This is a genomic window from Pseudomonas sp. DC1.2, from assembly GCF_034351645.1.
GTDB lineage: Bacteria > Pseudomonadota > Gammaproteobacteria > Pseudomonadales > Pseudomonadaceae > Aquipseudomonas.
Genome location: NZ_CP133782.1, coordinates 5,383,880 through 5,410,322, shown reverse-complemented (window position 1 = coordinate 5,410,322; position 26,443 = coordinate 5,383,880). Strand labels below are relative to the sequence as shown.

Annotated in this window: 24 protein-coding genes; 12 read left to right on the top strand and 12 right to left on the bottom strand. The window is 59.4% G+C overall.

Annotated features, from left to right (window positions below):
- Positions 1-14: 14 nt before the first annotated feature.
- From RHM68_RS24635 to RHM68_RS24625, 3 genes are all read right to left on the bottom strand, one after another.
- Positions 15-386 carry a YcfL family protein gene (locus tag RHM68_RS24635; protein ID WP_322219585.1) on the bottom strand — a complete coding sequence of 124 codons (372 nt, stop codon included), beginning with the start codon at positions 384-386 and terminating at the stop codon, positions 15-17.
- A 15-nt stretch (positions 387-401) separates the two neighbouring features.
- A complete protein-coding gene (locus tag RHM68_RS24630) occupies positions 402-1,799 on the bottom strand; it encodes a hypothetical protein (RefSeq protein ID WP_322219584.1) in 1,398 nt (465 codons plus the stop codon).
- 240 nt (positions 1,800-2,039) lie between these two features.
- Positions 2,040-2,813 carry an SDR family NAD(P)-dependent oxidoreductase gene (locus RHM68_RS24625; RefSeq protein WP_322219583.1) on the bottom strand — a complete coding sequence of 258 codons (774 nt, stop codon included), beginning with the start codon at positions 2,811-2,813 and terminating at the stop codon, positions 2,040-2,042.
- A 123-nt stretch (positions 2,814-2,936) separates the two neighbouring features.
- On the opposite strand from RHM68_RS24625, the gene RHM68_RS24620 reads away from it, so the two are divergent.
- Both RHM68_RS24620 and RHM68_RS24615 read left to right on the top strand, forming a co-directional pair.
- Positions 2,937-4,835, top strand: a complete 1,899-nt coding sequence (locus tag RHM68_RS24620; protein ID WP_322219582.1) for an FTR1 family protein — start codon at positions 2,937-2,939, stop codon at positions 4,833-4,835.
- Positions 4,836-4,942: 107 nt separating this feature from the next.
- On the top strand, positions 4,943-5,398 hold the full coding sequence (locus RHM68_RS24615) for a YaiI/YqxD family protein (protein ID WP_322219581.1): 456 nt from the start codon (positions 4,943-4,945) through the stop codon (positions 5,396-5,398).
- 52 nt (positions 5,399-5,450) lie between these two features.
- On the opposite strand, the gene elbB is transcribed toward RHM68_RS24615, so the two are convergent.
- On the bottom strand, positions 5,451-6,119 hold the full coding sequence (gene elbB, locus RHM68_RS24610; RefSeq protein ID WP_322219580.1) for an isoprenoid biosynthesis glyoxalase ElbB: 669 nt from the start codon (positions 6,117-6,119) through the stop codon (positions 5,451-5,453).
- Positions 6,120-6,234: 115 nt separating this feature from the next.
- Here elbB and RHM68_RS24605 point away from each other — a divergent pair, with 115 nt between their 5' ends.
- Positions 6,235-7,470, top strand: coding sequence for a sterol desaturase family protein (locus RHM68_RS24605; RefSeq protein WP_322219579.1), 1,236 nt, complete (start codon positions 6,235-6,237; stop codon positions 7,468-7,470).
- On the opposite strand, the gene RHM68_RS24600 is transcribed toward RHM68_RS24605, so the two are convergent.
- Positions 7,451-8,074 carry a DedA family protein gene (locus RHM68_RS24600; protein ID WP_322219578.1) on the bottom strand — a complete coding sequence of 208 codons (624 nt, stop codon included), beginning with the start codon at positions 8,072-8,074 and terminating at the stop codon, positions 7,451-7,453. The two genes, RHM68_RS24605 and RHM68_RS24600, sit on opposite strands and share 20 nt — an antisense overlap.
- A gap of 206 nt (positions 8,075-8,280) precedes the next feature.
- Between RHM68_RS24600 and hemB the strand changes: the two genes are divergently transcribed.
- Positions 8,281-9,294: a porphobilinogen synthase gene (hemB, locus tag RHM68_RS24595; RefSeq protein WP_322219577.1), complete on the top strand. Its 1,014-nt coding sequence runs from the start codon at positions 8,281-8,283 to the stop codon at positions 9,292-9,294.
- Positions 9,295-9,312: 18 nt separating this feature from the next.
- Positions 9,313-11,541 (top strand): polyphosphate kinase 1, encoded by a 2,229-nt coding sequence (ppk1, locus tag RHM68_RS24590; RefSeq protein WP_322219576.1) that lies wholly within the window; start codon positions 9,313-9,315, stop codon positions 11,539-11,541.
- Positions 11,542-11,606: 65 nt separating this feature from the next.
- Here the strand turns inward: ppk1 and ppx are convergent, their stop codons facing one another.
- The 5 genes from ppx to RHM68_RS24565 form a co-directional block, all read right to left on the bottom strand.
- Positions 11,607-13,109: an exopolyphosphatase gene (gene ppx, locus RHM68_RS24585; protein WP_322219575.1), complete on the bottom strand. Its 1,503-nt coding sequence runs from the start codon at positions 13,107-13,109 to the stop codon at positions 11,607-11,609.
- A 218-nt stretch (positions 13,110-13,327) separates the two neighbouring features.
- Positions 13,328-14,065 carry an amino acid ABC transporter ATP-binding protein gene (locus RHM68_RS24580; protein WP_322219574.1) on the bottom strand — a complete coding sequence of 246 codons (738 nt, stop codon included), beginning with the start codon at positions 14,063-14,065 and terminating at the stop codon, positions 13,328-13,330.
- On the bottom strand, positions 14,052-14,702 hold the full coding sequence (locus RHM68_RS24575) for an amino acid ABC transporter permease (protein ID WP_322219573.1): 651 nt from the start codon (positions 14,700-14,702) through the stop codon (positions 14,052-14,054). The genes RHM68_RS24580 and RHM68_RS24575 overlap by 14 nt, the downstream gene beginning before the upstream one ends.
- Positions 14,699-15,367, bottom strand: coding sequence for an amino acid ABC transporter permease (locus tag RHM68_RS24570; RefSeq protein WP_322219572.1), 669 nt, complete (start codon positions 15,365-15,367; stop codon positions 14,699-14,701). Before RHM68_RS24570 ends, RHM68_RS24575 begins: the two co-directional genes overlap by 4 nt.
- Before the next feature lie 21 nt (positions 15,368-15,388).
- Positions 15,389-16,174 carry a transporter substrate-binding domain-containing protein gene (locus RHM68_RS24565; protein WP_322219571.1) on the bottom strand — a complete coding sequence of 262 codons (786 nt, stop codon included), beginning with the start codon at positions 16,172-16,174 and terminating at the stop codon, positions 15,389-15,391.
- A 256-nt stretch (positions 16,175-16,430) separates the two neighbouring features.
- Between RHM68_RS24565 and RHM68_RS24560 the strand changes: the two genes are divergently transcribed.
- From RHM68_RS24560 to RHM68_RS24535, 6 genes are all read left to right on the top strand, one after another.
- Complete coding sequence (locus tag RHM68_RS24560; protein ID WP_322219570.1) at positions 16,431-17,138, top strand: FadR/GntR family transcriptional regulator; 708 nt, start codon at positions 16,431-16,433, stop codon at positions 17,136-17,138.
- A 120-nt stretch (positions 17,139-17,258) separates the two neighbouring features.
- Entirely contained in the window at positions 17,259-17,588 is a 330-nt protein-coding gene (trxA, locus tag RHM68_RS24555) for a thioredoxin TrxA (RefSeq protein ID WP_003177349.1), read from the top strand.
- A 250-nt stretch (positions 17,589-17,838) separates the two neighbouring features.
- The gene (rho, locus tag RHM68_RS24550; RefSeq protein WP_133100838.1) at positions 17,839-19,098 is read left to right on the top strand and encodes a transcription termination factor Rho; all 1,260 of its coding nucleotides are present in this window, start codon (positions 17,839-17,841) and stop codon (positions 19,096-19,098) included.
- 145 nt (positions 19,099-19,243) lie between these two features.
- Positions 19,244-21,247 (top strand): acyltransferase family protein, encoded by a 2,004-nt coding sequence (locus RHM68_RS24545; RefSeq protein ID WP_322219569.1) that lies wholly within the window; start codon positions 19,244-19,246, stop codon positions 21,245-21,247.
- Between the two features lie 69 nt (positions 21,248-21,316).
- The gene (gene ubiD, locus RHM68_RS24540; RefSeq protein WP_322219568.1) at positions 21,317-22,783 is read left to right on the top strand and encodes a 4-hydroxy-3-polyprenylbenzoate decarboxylase; all 1,467 of its coding nucleotides are present in this window, start codon (positions 21,317-21,319) and stop codon (positions 22,781-22,783) included.
- On the top strand, positions 22,783-23,751 hold the full coding sequence (locus RHM68_RS24535; protein WP_322219567.1) for a CDP-6-deoxy-delta-3,4-glucoseen reductase: 969 nt from the start codon (positions 22,783-22,785) through the stop codon (positions 23,749-23,751). Before ubiD ends, RHM68_RS24535 begins: the two co-directional genes overlap by 1 nt.
- A 79-nt stretch (positions 23,752-23,830) precedes the next feature.
- Here RHM68_RS24535 and RHM68_RS24530 read toward each other — a convergent pair whose 3' ends face one another.
- The gene (locus tag RHM68_RS24530) at positions 23,831-24,307 is read right to left on the bottom strand and encodes a sn-glycerol-3-phosphate transporter (protein WP_322219566.1); all 477 of its coding nucleotides are present in this window, start codon (positions 24,305-24,307) and stop codon (positions 23,831-23,833) included.
- Between the two features lie 352 nt (positions 24,308-24,659).
- Between RHM68_RS24530 and RHM68_RS24525 the strand changes: the two genes are divergently transcribed.
- Positions 24,660-25,328, top strand: a complete 669-nt coding sequence (locus tag RHM68_RS24525) for a gamma-glutamylcyclotransferase (RefSeq protein WP_322219565.1) — start codon at positions 24,660-24,662, stop codon at positions 25,326-25,328.
- Here RHM68_RS24525 and RHM68_RS24520 read toward each other — a convergent pair.
- Positions 25,325-26,302: an NADPH:quinone oxidoreductase family protein gene (locus RHM68_RS24520; protein ID WP_322219564.1), complete on the bottom strand. Its 978-nt coding sequence runs from the start codon at positions 26,300-26,302 to the stop codon at positions 25,325-25,327. The genes RHM68_RS24525 and RHM68_RS24520 overlap by 4 nt on opposite strands.
- Positions 26,303-26,443 lie beyond the last annotated feature (141 nt).

Here is a 26,443-nt window from a genome sequence, read left to right as displayed (position 1 = left end):
AAAGGGTGTCGGACTTAAGGCGTCTTGATTTCGAGACGGAAATCCAGGGCTTTGGCGGTTGGCGCAATCGCTTGAATGAAGCTGGTCTGCGCGCCATACATCGTCATGCTTTTCCAGGTTTCTTCTTCAGCAATCGGGAAGCCTTCCTGGCCGAGCCAGGCGAAGCGGTAGTAGAACGTCTTGTTGCTGTTGAGGGTGTTGCTCAACTGCACGTTGACCGTCATGAAGCCGTTTTCCCGGGCGACGCGCATGGCGCCGACCACGATGTTCTTCAGCGGGCCCATGGCCACGACTTTACTGGCAGCGCTGCCTGGCTCCGGCGGCGGTGGCGAGGCGCAACCGGCCAGTAAGGCGAGGGCGGCGACGGCGATGATTTTGAAACGCATGCAAAGACTCCGTTCTTAAGGTTGTTTGAGGCTGGCGACGGCGGTCGGGTTGGTACTTGGGATCAGGTGTGCGGCGATGCCGCTGGCGAAGACCTGATTGCCCACGGCGCGCAGGCTGATGACCTGGTAGCGCTGATCGATCGTCACTTTGACCACCGACCCGCCCACGGCGCTTGGCAGGGTGACTTGGTGCTCGCCTTTCTTCAAGCGCAGACGCACCACCTGGGTGATGTCCGGCAGGGTCCGCCAGGTGCGGGTATCCGCTCCTTCGAGGACGGCTGAAGAGATGCCCACCGCCAGACCCGCCAGCGGGTTGGTTTCGTTGATTTTCTTCTGTGCCACGCTACGGGTGATCGCTCGCACGGTAGTGCGCAGAATGATCCCCGGCATGTCGTCACGCAGCGCGCGACGCGACATCGCAGTGGTGCTGTTGAGTGAGGTCAGGTTCAGTTGCTGGCCGTCCACACCGATCTGGGCGAAGGCTGCGGTGGAGGTATCTGCTTTGATGATCGGGAACGACAGCGGCGTGATCACGAGCTGGTTGCTGATCGGCAATGGCAGCGGGATGCGAATTGAGTCCCTGGACGGCGCCAAACCGCTTTGCACCACGATCAGGATGTCGCTGTCATCGTCCTTGGCGGCGGGCTTGTCGAGGTTCACCAGCGCTTGCTCAAGCAGTGGCGTGTTCGGACGCAGCTCGGCGGCTTGGCGATAACCCGGTGCGGCCAGGTCTTTTTCACCCAAGGCTTCGTAGACGAAACCGGACAGGTAGTGGCTGAACGCACTTTGGTAGCTGTTCTTCAGGCTGACCACGTCCGGCGCGTTGAGGCTCGCGACCGGGTAGCCCTGAAGGTCTTTGTATTGAGTTTTAACCCCTTCTTTCTCGGCTTGCTGCTCGCTCTTGAGGTATTCCTTGTCGCGCAGGTCGGCGATCACGGCTTCACGTTCGTGGGTCTTCTTGATCGACATGCGCGCGCCGTCGAAGTCATTCACGGCCAGCAGGTTGAGCGCCATCTGCGTGGTCAGCATGACTTTTTCGTAGTCATAGCCTTCGTAGCGACGGACCTTGTCGTTGACCAGAAAGCTGCCGAACTGCGCCAGGTACTTGTCGGTATCGAGCTTGACCGAGTCTTCCCATTTCCCCACCACCTGATCGGCGCTGGTCCAGGCCTTCTGGCTGCCGGACAGGTCGCCCTTGGCGCGCAGCAATTCACCTTTCTCGAAGTAATAGAGCAGGTCTTTGTCTTCGCCCGTGTTGTTTTTTTCCAGCAGGGTCAACGCCGCATCGACGTTGCCAGCGGCCAGTTGTTGATTGGTTTGTGCCAGTTCGGAGTCGTAGTTACGAAACGCCGAACAGCCGGAAAGCAACGTGACAGCGCTGAGCGCGATCGAGGTAAGGGCGCGGGAGGCCATGGGGTACTTCTTCCCTGAGAGTCAGCAGCCACGCATGCGGGTCGGGCTGTTGGGACCTATTGGCAAGGGCGATGGCGTCCTGCCAATTCCTCATAACAAGAGGAGCTTAAATGCCGGATCGCGATAGCGACGGCGCGGCATTATAGACAGGGGTGCTGGCTATTTACTGGCTTTTTGATTTCAAGATTTGTGCGTGCGCCATTATTTCCTTCGGCCCGAGGTGGCTGGTCAGCGTTTCGACTACCAAGGGATCGGTGTGTCGTCCCAGGCCAGAAAGCTGCCGGTGTCTTGCGGGCCGTGACGATCTACCAGCTCCAGCAGTCGGCTCGCGGAAAACTCGCAGGTGAAAAGCTTGTCCGCTGGCACATTGGCCTGGAAGGGTTTCGACAACTGCGTGTCGGTTGTGCCTGGGTGCAGGCTCAGGATGGTCGCACTCGGGTTCAGGCGTTTGAGTTCGATGCTGGCAGTGCGCAGTAACTGGTTCAGTGCGGCTTTGCTCGCGCGGTAGCTGTACCAGCCGCCGAGGTGGTTGTCGCCGATGGAGCCGACCCGGGCCGAGAGTGCGGCAAAACAGCACGGATGGCGTCCGCGCAGCAGCGGTAGCAGGTGCTTGAGTAACAAGATGGGCGCAAACGTGTTGCTGCGAAAACTGGCGAGCAACCCGTCCATGTCCAGCTGTGCCAAGCCTTTTTCGGCTTTTGCCGGTTCTTCCTGAAGAATCCCCAAGGTGCTGATGACCAGGTTCAACTGTTGAGTTGACTGCCCGATCTGCGTCGCGAGCGCGGCCAGATCTGTTTCATTTCTGGCGTCGTTGTCCACCCGCACAAGGCGCGTGCCCTGCTGCTCACTGAGCTGCGCCAGGCCCGGCGATTGAGTGGCGTGTCGGGCCACGGCAAATACTTGGGCCACATCGTGCCGGGCCAAAAGTTGCTCGCACAAGGCCAGGCCGATCCCGCGACTCGCGCCGTAAACCAGCACCTGTGCGGGTTGTGTCATTCGTTCGAACAAACTCATCGCTTGGGTTTCCTGGGGGGTTATGGCCGCTGGCCGATGGGGTTGCGGACGTTAATAGAGGTTGAGTGAAACTCATTGAGAGTTAACAATGCATTACTTCGTATTTCCATTTGAGATTCATTGATGACTGCTCCCTCCCGATTTTTGGCCTGGCTAGTGCTGCCGATGCTGGCTTTTTGCAGCGTCCAGGCGTTGGCCGAGACTGCCGAAGGTGCGCCAAAAGCGCTGCATTTGCTTGACTATATTGGCGCCGATTACCCGGCAACGGTCCAGGCAGGCAAGGTCATTGATGAGTCTGAGTACCTTGAACAGCAGGAGTTTCTCGGGGTGCTGCAAGGTTTGATCGTTGAGCTGCCGGCCAAGCCCGAACGTGCAGAGCTGGAGCAGGGTGTCGACCGCTTGCGCGCCGCGATTGCAGCCCGTGAGGAGGGCGCAGACGTGGCCCGCCAAGCCCGACAGTTGGGCGCCAAGCTGGCGGTGGCCTATGAAGTCAGCCAAGCGCCGATCATTACGCCGGACCCGACCCGTGGCGCACCGTTGTACGCCCAACACTGCTCGGTGTGCCACGGCACCACGGGCGCCGGCGATGGCCCGGCGAGTGTCGGCATGACCCCGCCACCCGCCAACCTGCGTGATGCCGCGCGACTTGATCGCCTGAGTCTTTATGCGATCTACAACACCTTGGGCATGGGCGTCGAAGGCACCGACATGCCGTCCTTCGCTGATCAGTTGGATGACCGTCAGCGTTGGGACTTGGCGACCTATATCGCCGGCTTAAGTGTCGATTCGACGGCACTCCACGCCGACAAGACCTACAACATTGCCGACTTGGCCCGTCAGACGCCAGCCGAAGTGCTGGCCGCCGAAGGTCCGCAAGCGGCTGCAACGTTCCGCGCGCAAAGGGCGCAACCGCCGCAGGTCAAACGCGGCCCCGCGCAGTTGCTCGACTACACCGCTGCAACGCTGGATAAAAGTATTGCCGCTTACCGTGCCGGTGATCACGATCAAGCCTATGACCTGTCGGTGGCGGCGTACCTGGAAGGCTTTGAGCTGGTCGAAAGCTCGCTGGATAACGTCGATGCCAATGTGCGCAAAGACACTGAAAAATCCCTGATGGCGTACCGTCAGTCGTTGCAGGACGGCTTGCCAGTGGCTCAGGCGGAACTGCGTCTGGACGCGGCCAAGGCCAAGTTGAAGCAATCAGCCGAGCTGCTGGGCAGCGATGGTTTGAGCTGGTCCCTGAGCTACATCTCCGGCCTGTTGATTTTGCTGCGCGAAGGTCTTGAGGCGATTTTGGTGCTGGCGGCGATTCTTGCGTTCCTGCGCAATACCGGCCAGCAATCGGCGGTGCGCAGTGTCAACGTGGGGTGGGGCCTGGCGCTGCTGGCCGGTCTGGGCACGTGGGCGCTGGCGGCGTATGTGATCGATGTCAGCGGTGCCCAGCGTGAGTTACTCGAGGGTGCCACCGCGCTGTTCGCCAGCGTCATGGTGCTGTGGCTGGGCGTGTGGATGCACGACCGTCGTCACGCGGCGGCTTGGCAGGATTACATCAAGAGCAGCCTGGTGGGCGGCGGTGGGCGTTTTGGTTTTGCAATTCTGGCGTTCTTCTCGGTGTATCGCGAACTGTTCGAAGTGATCCTGTTCTACGAAACCCTGTGGTTACAGGCCGGTCCCGCCGGGCACAACGCGGTATTGGCGGGCGGCGCCACGGCACTGGTGCTGCTGGTCGGTCTGGCATGGGTGATTCTGCGCGGCTCGGCAAAACTGCCCTTGGCGCTGTTCTTCGGGATCAACGCTGGGCTGCTCTGCGCGTTGTCGGTGGTGTTTGCCGGCCACGGCGTGAAAGCGCTGCAGGAAGCCGGGATCTTCGGCACCCGACCGGTGCCGTTCTTTGACTTCGACTGGTTGGGCATCCACGCTGACGCTTACTCCCTGAGTGCGCAGGCGGTGGCGATCCTGGCGATCATCGTGCTCTACAGCCGCAGCCGGATGGCAGAGAAGCGTCGGGTGTCGGTTTCCTAACGGGCATTTGCTGCGCTCACATTCGCGAACAGGCTCGCGCCCACAGGATTGTGTATAACCGGTGAGCGCGAGCCTGCTCGCGATGCTTTCTGAAAAAGGAAAACACAATGCGTGTCTGGATTGATGCCGACGCCTGCCCCAGGGCCGCGAAGGATCTGGTGGTGAAGTTCGCCCTCAAACGCCAGTTCGAGGTGGTGCTGGTGGCCGGTCAACCGCAGATCAAACCGGCCCTGGCGCTGGTGAAACTGATTGTGGTGCCTAGCGGCCCCGATGCCGCCGATGATTACCTGGTAGAGCATGCGGTGCCGGGTGAGTTGGTGATTTGCAGCGACGTACCGTTGGCCGATCGGCTGGTGAAGAAGGGCGTCTCGGCGCTCGATCCTCGAGGCAAGGAGTTTGACGCGCAGAACATGGGCGATCGGCTGGCGGTACGTAATCTGTTCACCGATTTGCGTGAACAGGGCCAGATGAGCGGTGGCCCGGCGCCATTTGGCGAGCGAGAGAAACAGGCGTTCGCCAATGCGCTCGACCGAATTCTTACCCGCCTCACCCGCAAACCCTGAGCCCTACCGAAAGCACTGAGTGCGAGCAGGCTCGCTTCGATAGAGCGCCGTGTTATTCGTCGTTTTCGTGGGTGAGTTCGAGTACGCGATCCACCAGCTTGTTGATCCCGGTGGCGACCTCGCTGATGCTCTGCGCCAGCATGTACGCCGGCGTACTTACCAACTTGCGCGCCGTGTCTTCTACGATATCGCCCACGGCGCAGTCTGCATGCGTGGCGCCCATTTTGTTCATGGCGGCGGCTGTCTCGGCATCGTTGCCGATGGTGCAGGTCACTCCGGGACCGTAGATTTTTCCGGCCAGGGCCGGTGAAATGCAGATCAGCCCCACCGGTTTGCCCGCTTCGGCAAAGGCTTCGGCCAACGCCAGGACGTGCGGTTGAACCGCACACGCGGCGCCTTCGATTGCGAAGTTGGAGAGGTTCTTGGCTGCGCCAAAACCGCCCGGCACGATCAGCGCATCGAAGTCTTCGGCGTTGGCCTCACGGATGTCCTGGACGTTACCCCTGGCGATCCGCGCCGATTCCACCAGCACGTTGCGCGACTCGGGCATTTCTTCGCCCGTCAGGTGGTTGATCACATGCAACTGGGCGATATTCGGCGCAAAGCACTGCACTTGAGCACCCCGCTGGTCGAGGCGCAGCAGGGTGATCACGCTTTCATGGATCTCGGCGCCGTCGTACACGCCACAACCGGAAAGGATCACTGCAATTTTTTTGCTCATGGTTTTTTCTCCAGATTCATGGCGTTAAATGTCCACTAATTTGTCACTCGTTGCCATAGGGTAAATTCGCGGCTACACCTAGGATCTGTGCTTAAAGTTGCGACCAGGGCGCGTCATGAACTTCATTCTGTATGCGGTGCCGTTTTTCTTTGTGCTGATCGTGGTCGAGCTGCTGGCCGACCGTTGGCGCGGTGTCAGTCATTATCGGGTGGCTGATGCGATCAACAGCCTGAGCACGGGGGTGCTGTCGACCACCACGGGCCTGCTGACCAAGGGCGTGGGGCTTGTAACGTATGCGTTTGCGCTCGAGCATCTGGCCCTATTCAAACTGTCGGGCGACAGTGTCTGGGTCTGGGTGTTTGCCTTCGTCCTCTACGACTTTTGCTATTACTGGTTACACCGCATGGGCCATGAGCGGAACATCCTCTGGGCCGCGCATTCGGTGCATCACCAGAGCGAGGATTACAACCTCTCCACGGCGTTACGCCAGACCAGCACCGGCTTCTTGCTGAGCTGGATTTTCTACCTGCCCATGGCGGTCCTGGGTGTGCCGTTGCTGGTGTTTGTCAGCGTGGCGGCGCTGAACCTGCTGTATCAGTTCTGGGTCCACACTCGGCACATTCCCAAGCTTGGCTGGTTCGAGTGGTGCTTCGTCACGCCGTCCAATCATCGGGCCCACCATGCCCAAAATGCGCTCTACATGGATCGCAACTACGGCGGCGTGTTCATTGTTTGGGACCGTCTGTTTGGTTCGTTCCAGGAAGAAGACGACAACGAGCCGGTGGTTTTCGGCGTGACGACCCCTTTGGCGAGCTGGAACCCGTTGTGGGCCAACGTGCAGTTTTATGCGCAGTTGTGGGATGACGCACGGCGAGCGCAAAGCCCGTGGGACAAGCTACGTATCTGGTTCATGCGTACCGGTTGGCGGCCGGCGGATGTGGCCGCGAACTACCCAATGAACAAACCGGATCTGAGCCAGTTTCGCAAGTTCGAAGTGCCAATGGACGGGCGTCAGCAGCTGTACGTGGCGTTGCAGTTTTGCGTCTACATCGCGTTGGGCAGCTATTTGATGAACCTGGAGCAAAGCCTGCCGACCGCCGCACTGGTCATGGGCTGGGGCGTGGTAGCGCTGGGGTTGTTTACCTTGGGCGTGGCCCTGGAGAATCGCCCGTGGGCGTTCAAGCTTGAGCTTGCACGGCTGGCGTCGAACGTGCCGCTGGTGTGGCTGGCGCCGCTGGTCGGGTTGTGGCCGGCCAGCGCGGTGGGCTGGGTCGGCCTGCTCAGCTACAGCCTGCTCAGCGGGATCGGTCTCTACTTTTGCAAAAACCGCTTCACTCGACTGGCGTCTTAGTCTCGTTGGCCTTGGCCAGCTCAGCTTGCTCGTCGGCGTAGATCTTCTTTGCCAGGCGAGCATTCTTGAACCGCCGGCGCAGCCACAGGGCCAGGCCCAATAACAACAGAGCGCCAAGTACCCACAGCTCGTACTTCTTGACGCTGCCGAGCATGCCTTCGAGCACCGCGCCGAAGTGATAGGCCGCCGCCGCCAGGGCGCTGGCCCAAATCGCGGCACCAATCCCGTTGAGCAACAGGTAACGTCCCGGCGGATAGCCCGACAGGCCGATCGCCACCGGCATGACCGTGCGCAGGCCATAAACGAAGCGGAAGCTCAGTACCCAAATGTCTGGGTGCTTGCGGATGTGTTCCAGCGCCCGGTCGCCCATCATCTGCCAGCGGGGTTTGCGCGCCAGCAGTTTTCGCCCGTGCTTGCGCCCCAGGAAGTACCAAAGCTGATCGCCGGCATAGCTGCCGAAGAACGCCACGACGACGACCAGGTTGATGTCCATGTATCCACGAAACGCGAGGAAGCCTGCGAGTACCAGAATGGTCTCGCCTTCGAAGAACGTGCCGAGAAAAAGGGCAAAGTAGCCAAATTCATGCAGAAATTGCTGGAGCATTGTCTGGGTGCTGGCGAAATGAACGCGCAGCCTAACCCTTCGAGCACATTCAGGAAAGTGTCCAAATGTGTCTCGACGTGAACATTTCCTACAAGGACAATGGAATGCGGCTACCTGTCACAGGGCTAAGCACAACTGTCATACGTTAGTCATAATGGCCGCCTATAACTGTCACGCTCGCCTGTCCGCGGGCTCAGGAGTCTGCCGTGAGCTTTACCCCCGCCAACCGTTTGTTTCCTGCAACCCGCCTGCGTCGCAATCGTCGTGATGATTTTTCGCGTCGGCTGGTCCGTGAAAACGTGTTGACCGTCGACGACCTGATCCTGCCAGTGTTTGTGCTGGACGGTGAAAACCGTCGAGAAGCGGTGGCGTCGATGCCCGGCGTGGAACGCTTGACCATTGATCTGCTGCTCGAAGAAGCAGCCAACTGGGTCGAACTGGGGATTGTGGCAGTGGCGCTTTTCCCGTTCACCCCGCCGGCGCTTAAATCGCTGGACGCCGCCGAAGCCTGGAACCCCAACGGTATCGCCCAGCGTGCCACCCGCGCCTTGCGCGAGCGATTCCCTGAGTTGGGTGTGATCACCGATGTGGCCCTGGACCCGTTCACCACCCATGGGCAGGACGGTATTCTCGACGAAGAAGGCTATGTGCAGAACGACATTACCGTCGATGCGCTGGTCAGACAGGCCCTGTCGCACGCTGCCGCTGGTGCTCAGGTGGTGGCGCCGTCAGACATGATGGACGGGCGCATCCAGGCGATTCGCGAAGCGCTGGAGCTGGCCGATCACGTCAATGTGCGGATCATGGCTTACTCGGCCAAGTACGCCAGCGCCTATTACGGCCCGTTCCGCGAAGCGGTCGGGTCGGCGCTGAACCTGGGCAAGGCCAACAAGGCCTCGTACCAGATGGACCCGGCCAACAGCAACGAAGCCCTGCACGAAGTGGCGGCGGACTTGTCAGAAGGCGCAGACATGGTCATGGTCAAGCCAGGCATGCCGTATTTGGACATCCTTTACCGGGTCAAAGAAGAATTCAAAGTGCCGACGTTTGTTTACCAAGTCAGCGGCGAATACGCCATGCACATGGCGGCGATCCAGAATGGCTGGTTGAGCGAAGGGGTTATTCTCGAATCCCTGACCGCTTTTAAACGTGCAGGCGCAGATGGCATCCTGACTTATTTTGCCGTGCGCGCTGCCCAATTGTTACGAGAGCAAAAATAGCCCTCCCAGGAACATTCGATGAATACCGAAGGACTCTCTGAAGTTGCCGTAAAAGACGCTCAACCGGTGGTCGAGCAACTCGCCGAAACCCCGCCTGAGCTGGAGCCTGCTCCGGCTGCCGTGGTAGCCGAGCCCGCCACAGTGGTGGCGGCACCGGCGATTGCCATTCCCGGCCTGGATGACAGCAGTCTGTACATCCATCGCGAGCTATCGCAACTACAGTTCAACATCCGCGTGCTGGAACAGGCGCTGGATGAGTCCTACCCGTTGCTGGAGCGGTTAAAGTTTCTGCTGATTTTTTCGAGTAACCTGGACGAGTTCTTTGAAATTCGGGTGGCCGGTCTGAAGAAGCAGATCACTTTCGCCCGTGAACAGGCGGGCGCCGATGGTTTGCAACCACACCAGGCACTGGCCCGGATCAGTGAGCTGGTCCACGGTCACGTCGATCGCCAGTACGCCATTCTCAACGATATTTTGTTGCCGGAGCTGGAGAAGCATCAGGTCCGTTTCATTCGTCGTCGGCACTGGACGACCAAGATCAAAACCTGGGTGCGCCGCTATTTCCGCGACGAGATCGCACCGATCATCACCCCGATTGGCCTCGACCCGACGCACCCATTCCCGTTGTTGGTGAACAAAAGCCTGAACTTCATCGTCGAGCTTGAGGGTATTGACGCGTTTGGTCGTGATTCCGGCCTGGCGATCATCCCGGCGCCACGGCTGCTGCCCCGCGTGATCAAACTGCCGGAAGAAGTCGGCGGCGCTGGCGACAACTATGTATTCCTGTCGTCGATGATCCACGCTCACGCCGACGACTTGTTCCAGGGCATGAAGGTCAAGGGCTGCTATCAGTTCCGTCTGACCCGAAATGCCGACCTGGCGGTCGATACTGAAGATGTAGAAGACCTGGCCCGCGCCCTGCGTGGCGAGTTGTTCTCCCGGCGCTACGGCGATGCGGTGCGTCTGGAAGTGGCAGACACCTGCCCTAAACACCTGTCTGACTACTTGCTCAAGCAGTTCAACCTGCATGAGACCGAGCTGTATCAGGTCAATGGTCCGGTCAACCTGACCCGCTTGTTCAGCATCACCGGCCTGGACAGCCAGCGCGCGCTGCAATACCTGCCGTTCACGCCGCAGATCCCGAAACTGCTGCAAAACAGCGAGAACATTTTCAGCGTGATCAGCAAGCAGGACATCCTGTTGCTGCACCCGTTCGAGTCGTTCACCCCGGTGGTCGACTTGCTGCGTCAGGCGGCCAAGGACCCGCATGTATTGGCGGTCCGTCAGACCCTGTACCGCTCCGGCGCCAACTCGGAGATTGTTGATGCCTTGGTAGACGCGGCGCGTAACGGCAAGGAAGTGACGGCGGTGATCGAATTGCGGGCGCGCTTCGATGAAGAGTCCAACCTGCAATTGGCCAGTCGCCTGCAAGCGGCCGGTGCGGTGGTGATCTACGGCGTGGTCGGCTTCAAGACCCACGCCAAAATGATGCTGATCCTGCGTCGCGAAGCCGGCGAAATTGTGCGTTACGCGCACTTGGGCACCGGCAACTACCATGCGGCCAACGCCAGGCTGTACACCGACTACAGCCTGCTGACGTCCGACGACGCCTTGTGCGAAGACGTCGGCAAACTGTTCAGTCAGTTGATCGGCATGGGCAAGACCCTGCGCATGAAGAAACTGCTGCATGCGCCGTTCACGCTGAAGAAGGGCATGCTCGACATGATTGCCCGGGAAACGCAGTTCGCCCTCGACGGCAAACCGGCGCACATCATCGCCAAGTTCAACTCGCTGACCGATCCGAAGATCATCCGCGCGCTGTACAAGGCGAGCCAGTCCGGGGTGCGTATCGACCTCGTGGTGCGCGGCATGTGCTGTCTGCGGCCAGGCATCGCCGGGGTCTCGCACAACATCCACGTGCGCTCGATCATCGGCCGCTTCCTGGAACACACGCGGGTCTTCTACTTCCTCAATGGGGGTGAAGAGCAGATGTTCCTTTCCAGTGCCGATTGGATGGAGCGCAACCTCGACAAGCGCGTCGAGACTTGCTTCCCGGTCGAAGGCAAGAAGCTGATCATGCGGGTCAAGAAAGAGCTGGAGCTTTATCTCACCGATAACACTCACAGCTGGAGCCTGCAGTCGGACGGTCGTTACATCCGCAACACGCCGACCGGTAACCAGAACCCGCGCAGCGCTCAGGCCACCTTGCTGGAGCGTTTGGGCAGTCCGATTCTGAACGTCAACTGACGTCAGGCTATCGGGTGCAAAAAAGGGCGAACCTCACGGATCGCCCTTTTTTATGGCCGCTGGACTCAGCGCACGTTCAGCACAAAACCGACGCGGGTCAGCCATTCGGCTTCGAGGGCGAAGTCGGCCTGGGTCAGTTGGTTTTGTTCCAGCCAGTCTTTCGGGAACACCACGTCCAGGCTGTCGCCGCTGGCGCGCAAGGTGACTTCGGGCATTTGCTGGGTGCCGCGGATGTGATGGAACAGGATCGCAAAGCGCAGTAGCACGCACAGGCGAATCAGTTTGATGCCTTCGTCGCCGAACTCGGCAAACTTATCCCGGGGGATATTGCGTCGGTGACCACGCACCAGCAACCCGAGCATTTGCTGGTCCTCGCGCGAGAAACCGGCCAGGTCGGAGTGCTCGATCAGGTAGGCGCCGTGCTTGTGGTAATGGTAGTGCGCAATGTCGAGGCCCACTTCATGGACTTTCGCCGCCCAGCCCAATAATTCACGCCAGACGCCATCGTCCAGTTCCCAGTCTTCGGCCACTTGATCAAACGCGTGCAGCGCTTTGCGTTCAACCCGTGCCGCTTGCTCCAGATCGACGTGATAACGCTCCATCAACGAGCTGAGGGTGCGCTCACGGACGTCTTCGTGATGATGACGGCCCAGCAGGTCGTAGAGCACGCCTTCGCGCAGGGCGCCTTCACAGTGATCCATGCGTTGCAGATCAAGGGCGTCGAAGATTGCTTCAAGAATGGCCAGCCCGGCAGGAAAAATTGCCCGGCGGTCGGGCTTGATGCCTTCGAAGTCGATTTTTTCGGCATCGCCAAGTTTGAAAATCTTGCGCTTGAGCCAAGCCAGGCCTTCGGCATTCACTTCGCCGGTGCCGTGTCCGCCAGCCTTCAGCGCCAGGCCGATGGCACGAATGGTGCCCGAGGAGCCGATGGCTTCATCCCAGGTCAGGCGGTGCAGGGCGTGCTCAATGCTCATGATCTCGAGCCGCGCTGCGGTGTACGCCTGGGCGTAGCGAGCCGGGGTGATCTTGCCGTCCTTGAAATAGCGCTGGGTGTAGCTGACGCAGCCCATTTGCAGGCTTTCGCGCAGCAGCGGCTCGAAGCGTTGGCCGATGATGAACTCGGTACTGCCACCGCCGATGTCGGCCACCAGGCGTTTGCCCGGTGTGTCAGCGAGAGTGTGGGACACGCCGAGGTAGATCAGGCGGGCTTCTTCGCGCCCGGAGATGACTTCAACGGGGTGGCCAAGGATTTCTTCAGCGCGGCGGATGAATTCGACGCGGTTGCGGGCTTCGCGCAGGGCATTGGTGCCCACGATCCGCACGGCGCCCAGCGGCATGCCGTTGATCAGTTGGGCGAAACGCTTCAGGCAGTCGAGCCCGCGTTGCATGGACTCTTCGCTGAGCTGACGATCATCATCGATGCCGGCAGCCAGTTGGACCTTCTCGCCGAGGCGCTCAAGAATACGGATTTCGCCGTTCTGGGCCTTGGCCACGACCATGTGAAAACTGTTGGAGCCCAGGTCGATTGCGGCGATCAGGGACAGATTCTTGGCTTGGGATTGCGGCATGGTCAGGGGGTCTCGGTCGATAACCCCGACATCGTGCCACGATCAAACGCTTCCGCCAACGCGCAGTGTCTAAAGCGTTGATATAGCGCAGGAATGCGGGTGACCGCTGCGCGCTCAATTGCGAGCAAGCTCGCCCTCGCACGGTTCAGTAACGCCCTTATGGTTGTGGGCGACGCCAAACCAATATGTGAGCGAGCCTGACTGGCGCTGAAAATCTTTCAGCCCGTCGCTTCTACTGTCCCGATGAAATTCGCCAACTCCACCGTCTGCGGATTCGCGAACAGAATCTTCGGGTCACCCACCTCATGCACTTTGCCTTGATGCATGAACACCAACTTGTCCCCCACCTCCCGGGCAAAGCGCATTTCGTGGGTGACCATGATCAGCGTCATCCCTTCTTTGGCCAGTTGTCGAACCACGCTCAGCACTTCGTTGACCAATTCCGGGTCCAGTGCCGAGGTGATTTCATCGCACAACAACACCTTGGGCGACATCGCCAACGCCCGCGCAATCGCCACCCGTTGTTGCTGGCCGCCGGACAGGCGATCCGGGAACGCGTCGAATTTTTCCCCGAGCCCGACCCGCTCCAACATCTGCCGCGCCAGTTCGGCGGCTTTGGCCTTGGGTACTTTCTGCACCACCTGCGGGGCGAGCATCACGTTCTCGCCCACGGTCAGGTGCGGGAACAGGTTGAACTGCTGAAACACCATCCCGACTTTCTGCCGCAGGCTGCGCAGATCGGCACGGGCGGCGTCGAGGTATTCGCCGTCGACTTCGATCACCCCGTCGTTGATCGATTCCAGACCATTGAGCGTGCGCAGCAGGGTCGATTTGCCCGAGCCACTGCGTCCGATGATCGCCACCACCTGGCCTTCCTCGACGCTCAGGTCGATGCCTTTGAGTACATGATGGTCGCCGTAATATTTATGCAGGGCAGAAATTCTAAGCAGAGGCATGCAGTCTCCTTTCCAGGTAGCGCGCACTGACGGACAGTGGGTAGCACAGCAAAAAGTAACCGAGGGCCACCAGGCCGTAGACCATGAAGGGCTCGAAGGTGGCGTTGGCGAGCATTCCGCCGGTCTTGGTCAGTTCGGTAAAGCCGATGATCGATGTGACGGCGGTGCCTTTGACCACCTGCACGGAGAAACCCACGGTCGGCGCCACGGCAATGCGCAAGGCTTGCGGCAGAATGACGTAGCGCAACTGCTCCAGCGGGTTAAGTGCCAGGCTGGACGAGGCTTCCCACTGGCCATCGGGGATCGACTCGACGCAACCGCGCCAGATCTCCGCCAGATAGGCGCTGGTGAACAGCGTCAAGGCAATGGCCGCTGCCATCCAGGGCGAAATGTCCACGCCGGCCAGCGCGACGCCGAAGAACACTAAAAACAGCTGCATCAACAGGGGCGTGCCTTGAAACAGCTCGATGTAGGTCCGGGCGACGTTGCGCGGCAGGGCCTTTTTTGAAATGCGCATGACCATCACCAGCAAGCCGATGACACCGCCGCCGATAAACGCCACCAGCGACAGCGCCAGCGTCCATTGCAACCCTGTCAGCAAGTTGCGCACGATGTCCCAGAAGGTGAAATCGCTCATTGGCGGCTCCTTGCGATGTAGCGACGGCCAACCCAGTTCAGCAATTGGCGGATGAGCAGCGCCATGCACAGGTAGATCAGGGTGGTCAGGGTGTAGGTTTCAAAGGCGCGGAAGTTGCGCGACTGAATGAAGTTGGCAGCAAAGCTCAGCTCTTCGGTGGCGATCTGCGAACAAACGGCGGAGCCGAGCATGACGATGATGATCTGGCTGCTCAGGGCCGGCCAGACTTTGCCCAGTGCCGGCAGCAAGACCACGTGGCGGAAGGCTTCGAAGCGGGTCATCGCCAGCGCGGCTGCGGCTTCCAATTGGCCCTTGGGGATCGCCTGGATGCCAGCGCGAATAATCTCGGTCGAATACGCGCCGAGGTTGATCACCATTGCCAACACCGCCGCCTGCCATTCAGATATTTGCAGGCCCAGGGACGGCAGCCCGAAGAAGATGAAAAACAACTGCACCAAAAACGGTGTGTTGCGAATCAACTCGACGTAGACCCCGAATATCGCGGAGAACGGACGAATATTCCATGCCCGCACCAGCGCCCCGACGATGCCCAGGCCCACCCCGAACACGGTGCCGATGGCCGTCAGTTCAAGCGTGAACAGCGCACCGCGCAGCAACAGGTCGGTGTTTTGCAACACCGGGATAAAGTCGAACTGATAAGCCATATGGAGTCTCCCCGGTGCTGATCAGAGATCAGCCGGCAGCGGTTCTTTGAGCCAGGTCAGGGAGTTTTTCTCCAGCGCGCCATCGGTTTTGGCCGTGGCGAGGATCTGATTGACCTTGCTCAGCAACGCGGGCTCGTTTTTGTTCACGCCGACATAGACCGGCGAGTCCTTGAGCTTCACTTTCAACGCTGGAATGCGTTTCGGGTTGCGTTCGCTGATGGTCACCATCACCACGTTGCCGCTGGCGATCAAATCAACTTGCCCGGCCAGGTAGGCGGCGATGGTCGAGTTATTGTCTTCAAAGCGCTTGATGGTCACGCCCTGTGGGGCGACTTTGGTCAGTTCGATGTCTTCGATGGCGCCACGGGTGACGCTGATGGTTTTGCCCTTGAGGTCGTCGAGGCTGTTGATGGCAGCGTCTGGAGGGCCAAATACGGCAAGGTAGAACGGCGCGTAGGCGCTGGAAAAATCGATGACTTTCTCGCGCTCGGGGTTTTTACCCAGGCTTGAAATCACCAGATCGACCTTGCCGGTGGTCAAGAACGGGATACGGTTGGTGCTGTTGACCGGAGTCAGCTCAAGTTTGACCTTGAGTTGATCGGCCAGCAGTTGGGCGGTGTCGATGTCCAGGCCGCGAGGCTTCATGTCCGGGCCGACCGAGCCGAAGGGCGGGAAGTCCTGAGGCACGGCGACCTTGAGGACGCCGCGTTTGACCACATCCTCCAGGCCGTCAGCGTGGGCGGATGCCTGGCTCAGCATCAGGCTGGCAAACAGGGCGGCGAGGAGGGCGCGGTAACGCAGGGTCATGGCAAATCTCCGAATCGGCGAGAAGTGATTTCTACGGTTCGACAGAGCATGTGCCATGCCAACATCGGATTTCGCGGGTGACAGGCCACGGTTTCGCTGGTTTTTTTCGGTCTTACTGGTCTGAACAGTTGGGCGCTGTCTTGCACCTTCATGGCGCATTCACGAAACGGGCCGAACCCGCATGGGGCACGACTTGCCGGGCTTCGCGAATAGCTTTACAACTAGCCGCTCATTGGCCTGGTTCGTCTGAAAAATCATGAACTCGATTTCGCGTGCCGTACCTGAAGTGGCACTACAAGCTATCCGCAAGTTGATCACCGAGCACGGCTTCGGGCCGGGGGACGCCTTGCCTTCGCAACGGGATCTGGCGGTGCAATTGGGCGTCAGTCGGGCATCGCTCCGAGAGGCGTTGTCGTCCCTGAGTGCGCTCGGCGTGATCAGCATTCAGCCAGGCAAGGGTGTGTTCGTGCAGTCGCCGATGGACTTGTCGCGAGGTGACGCTGCCGCGAGTTGGCCGTTCGCTGCCCAGGCCTCACCGCTGGACATCTTTCAACTGCGCTATGCCCTGGAAGGCTTTGCCGCCGGGCTCGCTGCTGTGACCCTGAGCACCCATGAGCTTGACGCACTCGAGGACAACGTCGCAGCGATGCGCAATGAGCTAAAGGCCTGCGACTTTGACGCCGCCGCGCGGCTCGACTTCGAATTTCACCGGCGCATTCTGCTGGCCAGCGGCAATCAGGCGATGCTGAGCATTCTGACTGCCAGCGCCGACATTTTTTTAGAGAGCCAGAAGCTACCGTTCATCCGGGCCGAACGGGCCATGGAAACCTGGCAGGAACACCGTAAAATCCTCCGCGCACTGGCTCGACGGGCGTCCGGTGCGGCACAGAAGGCAATGCAGGAGCATGTGCGCAATGCTGCGCTGCGCACCGGAATTGCGTTCGTCGCTCCCGCTGTCTCGTGACTTGAGCTATACCCAGACTCATGGCCTACCATAGCGAGACTCAATCATCTGCAGCTTCCTGAACGAGGGAAGGGCGGCTATGATGGGCGACGTTTTTTTGCTTACAATCTGGAGACTTCCATGAGCAGCGATCTTATCAAACACGTTAGCGACGCTAGCTTCGAGGCCGACGTACTCAAGGCCGAAGGCGCTGTACTGGTCGACTACTGGGCTGAATGGTGCGGCCCTTGCAAAATGATCGCTCCTGTTCTGGACGAAATCGCTGAAACCTACAAAGGCAAGCTGACTATTGCCAAGCTGAACATCGACGAAAACCAGGAAACCCCTGCCAAGCATGGCGTGCGTGGTATCCCGACGCTGATGCTGTTCAAGAACGGCAACGTCGAAGCCACCAAGGTCGGCGCACTGTCCAAGTCGCAACTGGCTGCCTTCCTCGACGCCAACATCTAAGCGTCGCGGTAAAGCATCTTTAAAAAAGCCTCGCAAAATTGCGGGGCTTTTTCGTTATTCAGGGCTAGACGCTCCGAAACTCAGGTGATACATTCGGCCCCGCACTGGTTTCTCCACTGCCCCCTGCTAGCCGTCGCCGACGCACTCCTTTTCGAATAAGTACGCGATCCTGTCGCCTTCTCTGCGGCGCGGCCTCATTAAGCCAAAAGCTTAATTCCCCCCCCTCCATAAATGATTACGTCATTCCTATATGAATCTGACTGAACTCAAGCAAAAGCCGATTACCGAACTGCTCGAATTGGCCGAACAGATGGGCATAGAAAATATGGCCCGTTCGCGCAAGCAGGACGTGATTTTCTCCCTGCTCAAAAAGCACGCTAAAAGCGGCGAGGAAATTTCCGGTGATGGCGTGCTGGAGATCCTCCAGGACGGCTTCGGCTTCCTCCGCTCCGCTGATGCGTCCTATCTCGCCGGCCCAGACGATATCTACGTCTCGCCGAGCCAGATCCGTCGCTTCAACTTGCGCACTGGTGACACCATCGTTGGCAAGATTCGCCCTCCAAAGGAAGGCGAGCGTTATTTCGCGCTGCTCAAGGTCGATACGATCAACTACGATCGCCCCGAGAACGCGAAAAACAAGATTCTCTTCGAGAACCTGACCCCGCTGTTCCCGACTGTGCGCATGAAGATGGAAGCCGGCAACGGTTCCACCGAAGACTTGACCGGTCGTGTCATCGACCTGTGCGCTCCGATCGGCAAAGGCCAGCGCGGTCTGATCGTTGCCCCGCCCAAAGCGGGTAAGACGATCATGTTGCAGAACATCGCGGCGAACATTGCGCGAAACAACCCTGAAGTTCATCTGATCGTGCTGCTGATCGACGAGCGTCCAGAAGAAGTAACCGAAATGCAGCGCACCGTGCGCGGCGAAGTGGTTGCCTCGACGTTTGATGAGCCGCCAACCCGCCACGTGCAGGTTGCTGAAATGGTGATCGAGAAGGCCAAACGCCTGGTCGAACACAAAAAAGACGTGGTGATTCTGCTCGACTCCATCACTCGTCTGGCCCGTGCCTACAACACCGTGATCCCTAGCTCCGGCAAAGTGCTCACCGGTGGTGTCGATGCCCATGCTTTGGAGAAACCGAAACGTTTCTTCGGCGCCGCTCGGAACATCGAAGAAGGCGGCTCGCTGACCATCATCGCTACCGCGCTGGTTGAAACCGGCTCGAAGATGGATGAAGTGATCTACGAAGAGTTCAAAGGCACCGGCAACATGGAGCTGCCTCTGGATCGCAAGATCGCTGAAAAGCGCGTGTTCCCGGCGATCAACATCAACCGTTCCGGCACCCGCCGTGAAGAGTTGCTGACCGCTGACGACGAGTTGCAGCGCATGTGGATCCTGCGCAAGCTGCTGCACCCGATGGACGAAGTCGCGGCTATCGAGTTCTTGATCGACAAGCTGAAGCAGACCAAGACCAACGACGAGTTCTTCTTGTCGATGAAGCGTAAGTAAGACGGCTTTTAGTCGCTAAAAATGGCGTCCTTCGGGGCGCCATTTTTTTTTGTAAAAAAAGGAAAGATTCTCACAACGACTGGTCAGTACAAAAAGCGAAAAGGCGCACGCGCGCCAATATTTTTACTGATTGGTATGACGGTTTATGAGCACTCTTGCTTACCGAAGGGATATCGACGGCATTCGAGCAATCGCAGTAATTGCCGTGGTGTTGTTTCATTTTGGTGTTCCAGGCTTTACCGGCGGCTTCGTCGGCGTGGATGTTTTCTTTGTCATTTCCGGCTACCTGATCACCTCGATCATCTACAACCAGCGTCAGGCCGAACGGTTTCGCTTCTCTGACTTCTGGGCGCGGCGTGCCCGGCGGATTCTGCCAGCGCTGTTTGTGATGATCGTCGCCGTGCTGGTGTTGGGCTGGTTCCTGCTGGCGCCCCAGGACTACGAGGAGCTGGGGCGCTCCGTGCGCTATCAGGCCATGTTCGTGTCCAACCTCTTATTCATGCGTCAAGAGGGCTACTTCGACGTCGCTTCCGACCTGAAACCCCTGTTGCATACGTGGTCGCTGTCGGTTGAAGAGCAGTTCTACATCGTCTTTCCCTTGCTGTTGGCGGTACTGTCCAGTCGTCTGAAGCATTGGCGCCTGGCGTTGTTCGGCGTGTTGCTGGTGTCGTTCGGACTCAGCGTCTGGGCGGTTGAGCAGCACCCGGAAAAAGCGTTTTTCCTGCTGCCGATGCGTGCATGGGAATTGCTGGCCGGCGCCCTGCTGGCGGTAGCGCCCGCACGTAAGCTGCGCCTGACGCCGTTTGCCGCGCAATGGGTCAGCCTGGCTGGAGCGGCATCGATCTTGCTGGCCGTCGTTTGCTACGACAAAAGCACGCCGTTCCCAGGCGCTGCGGCGTTGTTGCCGACGTTGGGCGTGCTCGCGCTGATCTGGTCCAACGGCCATCGACACACCCTGATCCGTCGGCTGTTGAGCAGTCGGGTGTTGGTGGGGGTTGGGTTGATTTCCTACTCTTGGTATTTGTGGCATTGGCCGGTGTTTGTTTTCGCCCGTTACGCCAGCGTTGATGAGCTGAGGCCCCTCGATATCAGCGGTTTGATTCTGCTCAGTCTGGTATTGGGGTACTTGTCTTGGCGCTTCATCGAGACGCCGTTTCGCGAGCGCAAATGGCTGGCCGGACGCACACAGATGCTGGCCGCCGCTGGCGTCGGTATTGTGTTGGTCGGTCTGGCAGGCCAAGCCTTGCGCTGGACGGATGGCTTGCCCTGGCGCCTGTCGGATGATGCTTTGCAGTACGCCAAGGGTCGTGAATGGCGGCCGGAACAATTGGCGTGCCTGACGGATGACAACATTTCCGATGACAAACTGTTTTGCTATTACGGGGCTTCGTCGTTGCCGTCGGCCAGTGCGCTGGTTTGGGGCGACAGTCATGCCATGGCGTTGATTCCGGCCATGAAGGAGGGCGCTGAGGCGCATGGTGTCAGCCTGATGCTGGCCAGCTCGGCGGGTTGCCTGCCCGTGACGGGCCTTGAATATGATCAGGTGTGTAGCCGTTTCAATCGGCGGGTCGAACATGCCTTGCGATCCCAGTCAGTGGGCGACGTGGTGCTGGTGGCGCGCTGGAGCCTCTATCTTTACGGCGATGCCAAAGGCGATCTGGAGCATGCTTTGAAAAAACCTGACGGTGGCTACGAGCGTGCCGCTGCCGAGCAGCGCCTGGCCGAAGGATTGCGTGCCCGGGTGCAGGAACTGCGCTCCGCAGGGCATCGAGTGTGGCTGGTCAAGGAAGCGCCGTTGCAGCCGTTCAACCCGCCTTATCGTCTCAGTCGATTGGCGATGTTGCACCGTCCGACGACGGATGTGGGCATGGCGGTGGCTGATCACCTTAAGCGCCAAGCCTTTATCCGGCAGTTGTTTACGCAGTTGGCAGCGGCCGATCGGGGCGTTGCGGTGCTAGACCTGGCGCCAAGGCTGTGTGATGCCTCTGGCTTTTGTCGCGTCGAGTTTGACGGCCATTCGCTGTACACCGATGACAACCACCTGTCAGAGGTCGGTGCGCAATTCGTTGCTCCGGCGCTCGAACCGCTGTTTATCAGGCTGCAAGCCAGGGCTGCGCTTGGTAATGGCAATGTGAATGCGGCCAAGTGAGCAGCGATAAGCTGCCAGCGGCCGGCAGAGCAGGTAGGATGTACGCCTCATTTAAGGGTGCCACCGTCAATGAAATTCAAGGATCTTCGGGATTTCGTGCAGCAGCTTGAGCAGCGCGGAGAGTTGAAACGTATCCAGATTCCCGTCTCTCCAGTGCTGGAGATGACCGAAGTCTGTGATCGCACGCTACGGGCCAAAGGGCCGGCGTTGTTGTTCGAGAACCCGACCGGGTACGACATCCCGGTACTTGGTAACCTGTTCGGCACCCCCCAGCGGGTGGCCCTGGGCATGGGCGCCGAGGCGGTCAGCGAACTGCGTGAAATTGGCAAGCTGCTGGCGTTCCTCAAAGAGCCCGAACCGCCGAAGGGCCTGAAAGACGCTTGGTCCAAGCTGCCAATCTTTCGCAAAATCATTGCGATGGCACCGAAAGTGGTCAAAGACGCGGTCTGCCAAGAGGTCGTTATCGAAGGCGACGACGTCGATCTGGCGATGTTGCCGGTGCAAACCTGTTGGCCCGGTGACGTTGGTCCGCTGATTACCTGGGGCCTGACGGTCACCAAAGGCCCCAACAAGGATCGCCAGAACCTCGGCATCTATCGTCAGCAAGTGATTGGTCGCAACAAGGTCATCATGCGCTGGCTGAGCCACCGTGGCGGCGCGCTTGACTACCGCGAGTGGTGCGAGAAGCACCCAGGCCGGCCGTTTCCAGTGTCCGTGGCGCTGGGCGCCGACCCCGCGACCATTCTCGGCGCCGTGACGCCGGTGCCGGATAGCCTCTCCGAATATGCCTTCGCCGGCCTGCTGCGCGGTAACCGCACCGAATTGGTGAAGTGCCGCGGCAACGACCTGCAAGTGCCGGCCACGGCCGAAATCATCCTGGAGGGGGTGATTCATCCGGGCGAGATGGCCGACGAAGGTCCCTACGGTGATCACACCGGTTACTACAACGAAGTGGACAGCTTCCCGGTGTTCACCGTCGAGCGTATTACCCACCGGATCAAGCCGATCTATCACAGCACTTACACTGGCCGCCCGCCCGATGAGCCGGCGATCCTCGGTGTGGCGCTGAACGAAGTGTTCGTGCCCATCCTGCAAAAGCAGTTCCCGGAGATCACCGATTTCTACTTGCCGCCCGAGGGCTGCTCGTACCGCATGGCTATCGTGACCATGAAAAAGTCATATCCAGGCCACGCGAAGCGGGTAATGCTGGGTGTCTGGTCGTTTTTGCGACAGTTTATGTACACCAAGTTCGTTATCGTCACTGACGACGACATCAATGCACGGGACTGGAACGACGTGATCTGGGCCATTACCACGCGCATGGACCCCAAGCGCGACACGGTGATGATCGACAACACGCCGATCGACTACCTGGACTTCGCCTCGCCGGTCTCCGGCCTGGGTTCGAAGATGGGGCTCGATGCCACGCATAAATGGCCGGGCGAAACCACTCGCGAGTGGGGCCGGGTGATCGTCAAGGATGATGCCGTTACCCAACGGATCGATGCCATCTGGAATCAGTTAGGAATAGATTGATGCGTGTAACTTTGCAGCCCTCCGGAGCGGTGCTTGAGATTCGGCCCGGCGAGCGGATTCTCGATGGCGCCCGGCGTCTGGGCTATGACTGCCCGCAAAGCTGTCGCAACGGCAACTGCCATATCTGCGCGGCGCTGCTGGTGGAGGGGCGGGTCGAACAGGACGGCGATGTGCGTGACCATGGCGAGTTCTACACTTGCATTGCAGAGCCGCTCGAAGACTGCATCGTGTTGTGGGATGGCGTGCTTGCGCTGGGAGAGTTGCCGGTGCGCAGCGTGTCGTGTCAGGTCATTGAATGCGTCGATGTCGGCGGTGATACCTGGCGCGTGCGCCTGCGGGCGCCGGCCGGCAAGCCGCCACGCTATCACGCCGGGCAGTACCTGATGATCGAACGCGAGAATGGCGAAAAATCTGCCTTCTCCCTGGCGTCTGCGCCGCATTCGGGGCGCGACCTGGAAATACAGGTATTGGCGCGCGAAGCCAGTGCGCTAAGCCTGATCGAGCAGCTTCAGCGCAACGCCATGGTGCGTATTGAACTGCCGTTCGGCGACACCCATCTGGCCGAGTTGCCGGACGGTCCACTGGTGCTGATCGCCGCGGGCACCGGCATGGGCCAGATTCACAGCCTGATCGAACATTGCCGTGCCTCGGGCTTCAAGCATCCGGTGCATCTGTATTGGGGGGTTCGCCGGCCTGAAGATTTTTATGACATCGAGCATTGGGATGAATGGCTGAAATTGCCCAACCTGTTCCTGCATAAAGTCGTCAGCGATCAATGTGGTTGGGAAGGGCGCTGCGGCCTGCTACATGAGGCTGTGTGCGAAGACTTCACTGATTTGAAGGCATTGCATGTTTACGCCAGCGGCTCCCCGGCGATGGTCTATGGCACGCTGGATGCGCTGGTCGACGCCGGGATGGACGCCCATCAAATGCGCGCCGATGTTTTTGCCTATGCGCCTCGATCTTGATCCTCGATCTTGATCCGTGATCTTGATCCGTGATCTTGATCCGTGATCTTGATCCGCGTCGGTAGCTCATCCGTCAGTCTTAGAAGCGTATGCCTGTCGTGATCATGGCGGCGTTGGCGCCGAGCAGCACCAGCTCGGCGGCCAGCGGCCCATAGTAAGTACCGACCGACGGAATGATCACCGGCGCCACGCCGAAGTGGTTGAGAGGGATCTTATCCTTGTACTTGCCGCTATAACCTTGGAGCAGGCCGCCGGTCAGTTTTATATACACCGGATAATTGGCGCTCTCGTAGCGTTTGCCAACATAGGCGTAGTTTGAACGTTGGCTGAACGAGTTGCGAAAAGTGACCCCGCCAAATACCCAGCCGGACGCTTCATTGCGTTCAATCCCAATCAGGTCTTGATTGTTGTTGTGTTCCGAATCAGGCGAGTAGTGCCGGGTGTAGACACTGGTTTGCACGTACCAGAAGCCTTTGTCCTTACGCTGCGAGTCTTCCAGCGCCAACGCATGGCTGGCTGGTGCCAATAGCAGCGCGTAAATCCATAGTTTTTTCATCATGCAGCCCTTTAGGCAGTGTGGCTTGCGCCTGTGGGCGGCCTTTATACGCGCCCTGCAAACCACTGCAAAGGCGCAAAATCCGAGCTGTGCGTAGGAAAATTCCTACTCTCAGCTGCTGTGTCCTGATTTTGCCGAATGCTTATGCATATTTCATTCGGGTATTTAAGACATCTGGAAAAGGGTATTAGGCTATATAAAACGAAGTTGAGCGTAGATAGCCGGCTTTTGTCGTTGTAAGTGGGTGCCCTATAGGCTTTAGCACTTTTCGTTTTACGTTTACTGCTATATGTTCTATGGATCGAAACTTGCTTACATCTTGTAATACTTGTAAGGCCGAACACACGTTGCCATGACCGTCATTGAATCCGATTTTTTGAATTTGGCTTATCCCCCGCGGCTCGATCTGGGACCGCAGCTTACGCACGAACAATTGCTCTGCTCGATGCAGTCGACCATGGCGCGTCACAAGGGTGGGCCGGTTTGGCTGTTCGCCTATGGCTCGCTGATCTGGCGTCCTGAATGCCCGGCGGTGGAGCGAATGCGCGGTCGGGTTCACGGTTACCATCGCGGTTTGTACCTGTGGTCCCACGAGCACCGCGGTACGCCGGAAGTCCCGGGGCTGGTGTTCGGCCTGGATCGCGGCGGCTCCTGCAGCGGCTTTGCTTATCGCCTGCCGGAAGAAAAACTCGACGCCTCGCTTTACGCTCTGTGGCAGCGCGAAATGCCCTTTCCCTCCTATCGGCCACACTGGCTCACCTGCCGTCTCGAAGACGGAAGCCAGGTTCAGGCGTTGGGATTTGTCTTGGAGCGGCACCTGCCCAGCTATGCCGGCAATTTGCCGGATCACGTGCTGAGCCAGGTGTTTGAGAGCGCTTGCGGGCGTTACGGCACCACTCGCGATTATGTCGAGCAGACGGCCCACGCCCTGCGCAGCCACTCCATGCCAGACCGCAATCTGGAGGCGCGGCTCAAGCGCTGCCAATCAAAGGTTAATCAAGCGATGACTTCGCCACCCTAGCGCACCTGCACGACCACTTTGCCGACGGCCTTGCGCTGTCCCAGATCGTTAATCGCCTGTGCGGCATGCGTCAGCGGATAGACCTGTGACACCAGCGGCTTCAACTTGCCCTCGGCAAACCAACTGAACAATTGCTGGAAGTTCGCCGCGTTGTCCTGCGGCTGTCGCTGGGCAAACGAACCCCAGAACACCCCAACCACAGCCGCCCCTTTGAGCAAGGCGAGGTTGACCGGTAACTCGGGAATACGCCCGCTGGCGAAGCCGACTACCAGCAAACGGCCATTCCAGGCGATGGCGCGCACGGCCTGGTCGAACAGGTCGCCGCCGACCGGGTCGTAAATCACGTCGGCGCCGTTACCGTCGGTCAGGCGTTTGATTTCGTCCTTGAGGCTGGTCTCGCTGTAGTTGATCAGTTCGTCAGCGCCGGCAGCCTTGGCCACGGCGAGTTTTTCGGCGCTGCTGGCGGCAGCGATCACTCGAGCGCCCATCGCCTTGCCTATTTCCACGGCGGCCAGGCCGACACCGCCGGAGGCGCCGAGCACCAGCAGGGTTTCACCGGGTTGCAGGTGGGCCCGCTGCGTGAGCGCGTGCATCGAGGTGCCGTAGGTCATGCTGAACGCGGCGGCGGTGTTGAAGTCCATCGACGGCGGGATCGGCAGCACGTTGTAACCGGGCACTGCGACCTGTTCGGCGAAGCTGCCCCAGCCGGTCAGGGCCATGACCCGGTCACCGACTTTTAGGTGGCTAACCTTCTCGCCCACCGCGCTGATCACGCCCGCCGCCTCACCGCCAGGGGAAAACGGAAAGGGCGGCTTGAATTGGTATTTACCCTCGATGATCAGCGTGTCCGGGAAGTTGACCCCGGCGGCGTGTACGTCCATCAGGATTTCGTTTTTCTTCGGAGCAGGACTGGCGACGTCTTCCAGCACCAGCGATTCGGCAGGGCCGAAGGCTTTGCACAGCACGGCTTTCATCAGGGCTATTCCTTTGGGAGTGATGGCCGATAAGTGTAGGTGTGTGAGTCATTGGGTCAATGAGCATGCCCGGCCCTGATAGTTAGCCATAAGCTTGTGCTTGAGCGGCGGGTCGTTATGCTAGGCCGCAAACCGGATAAG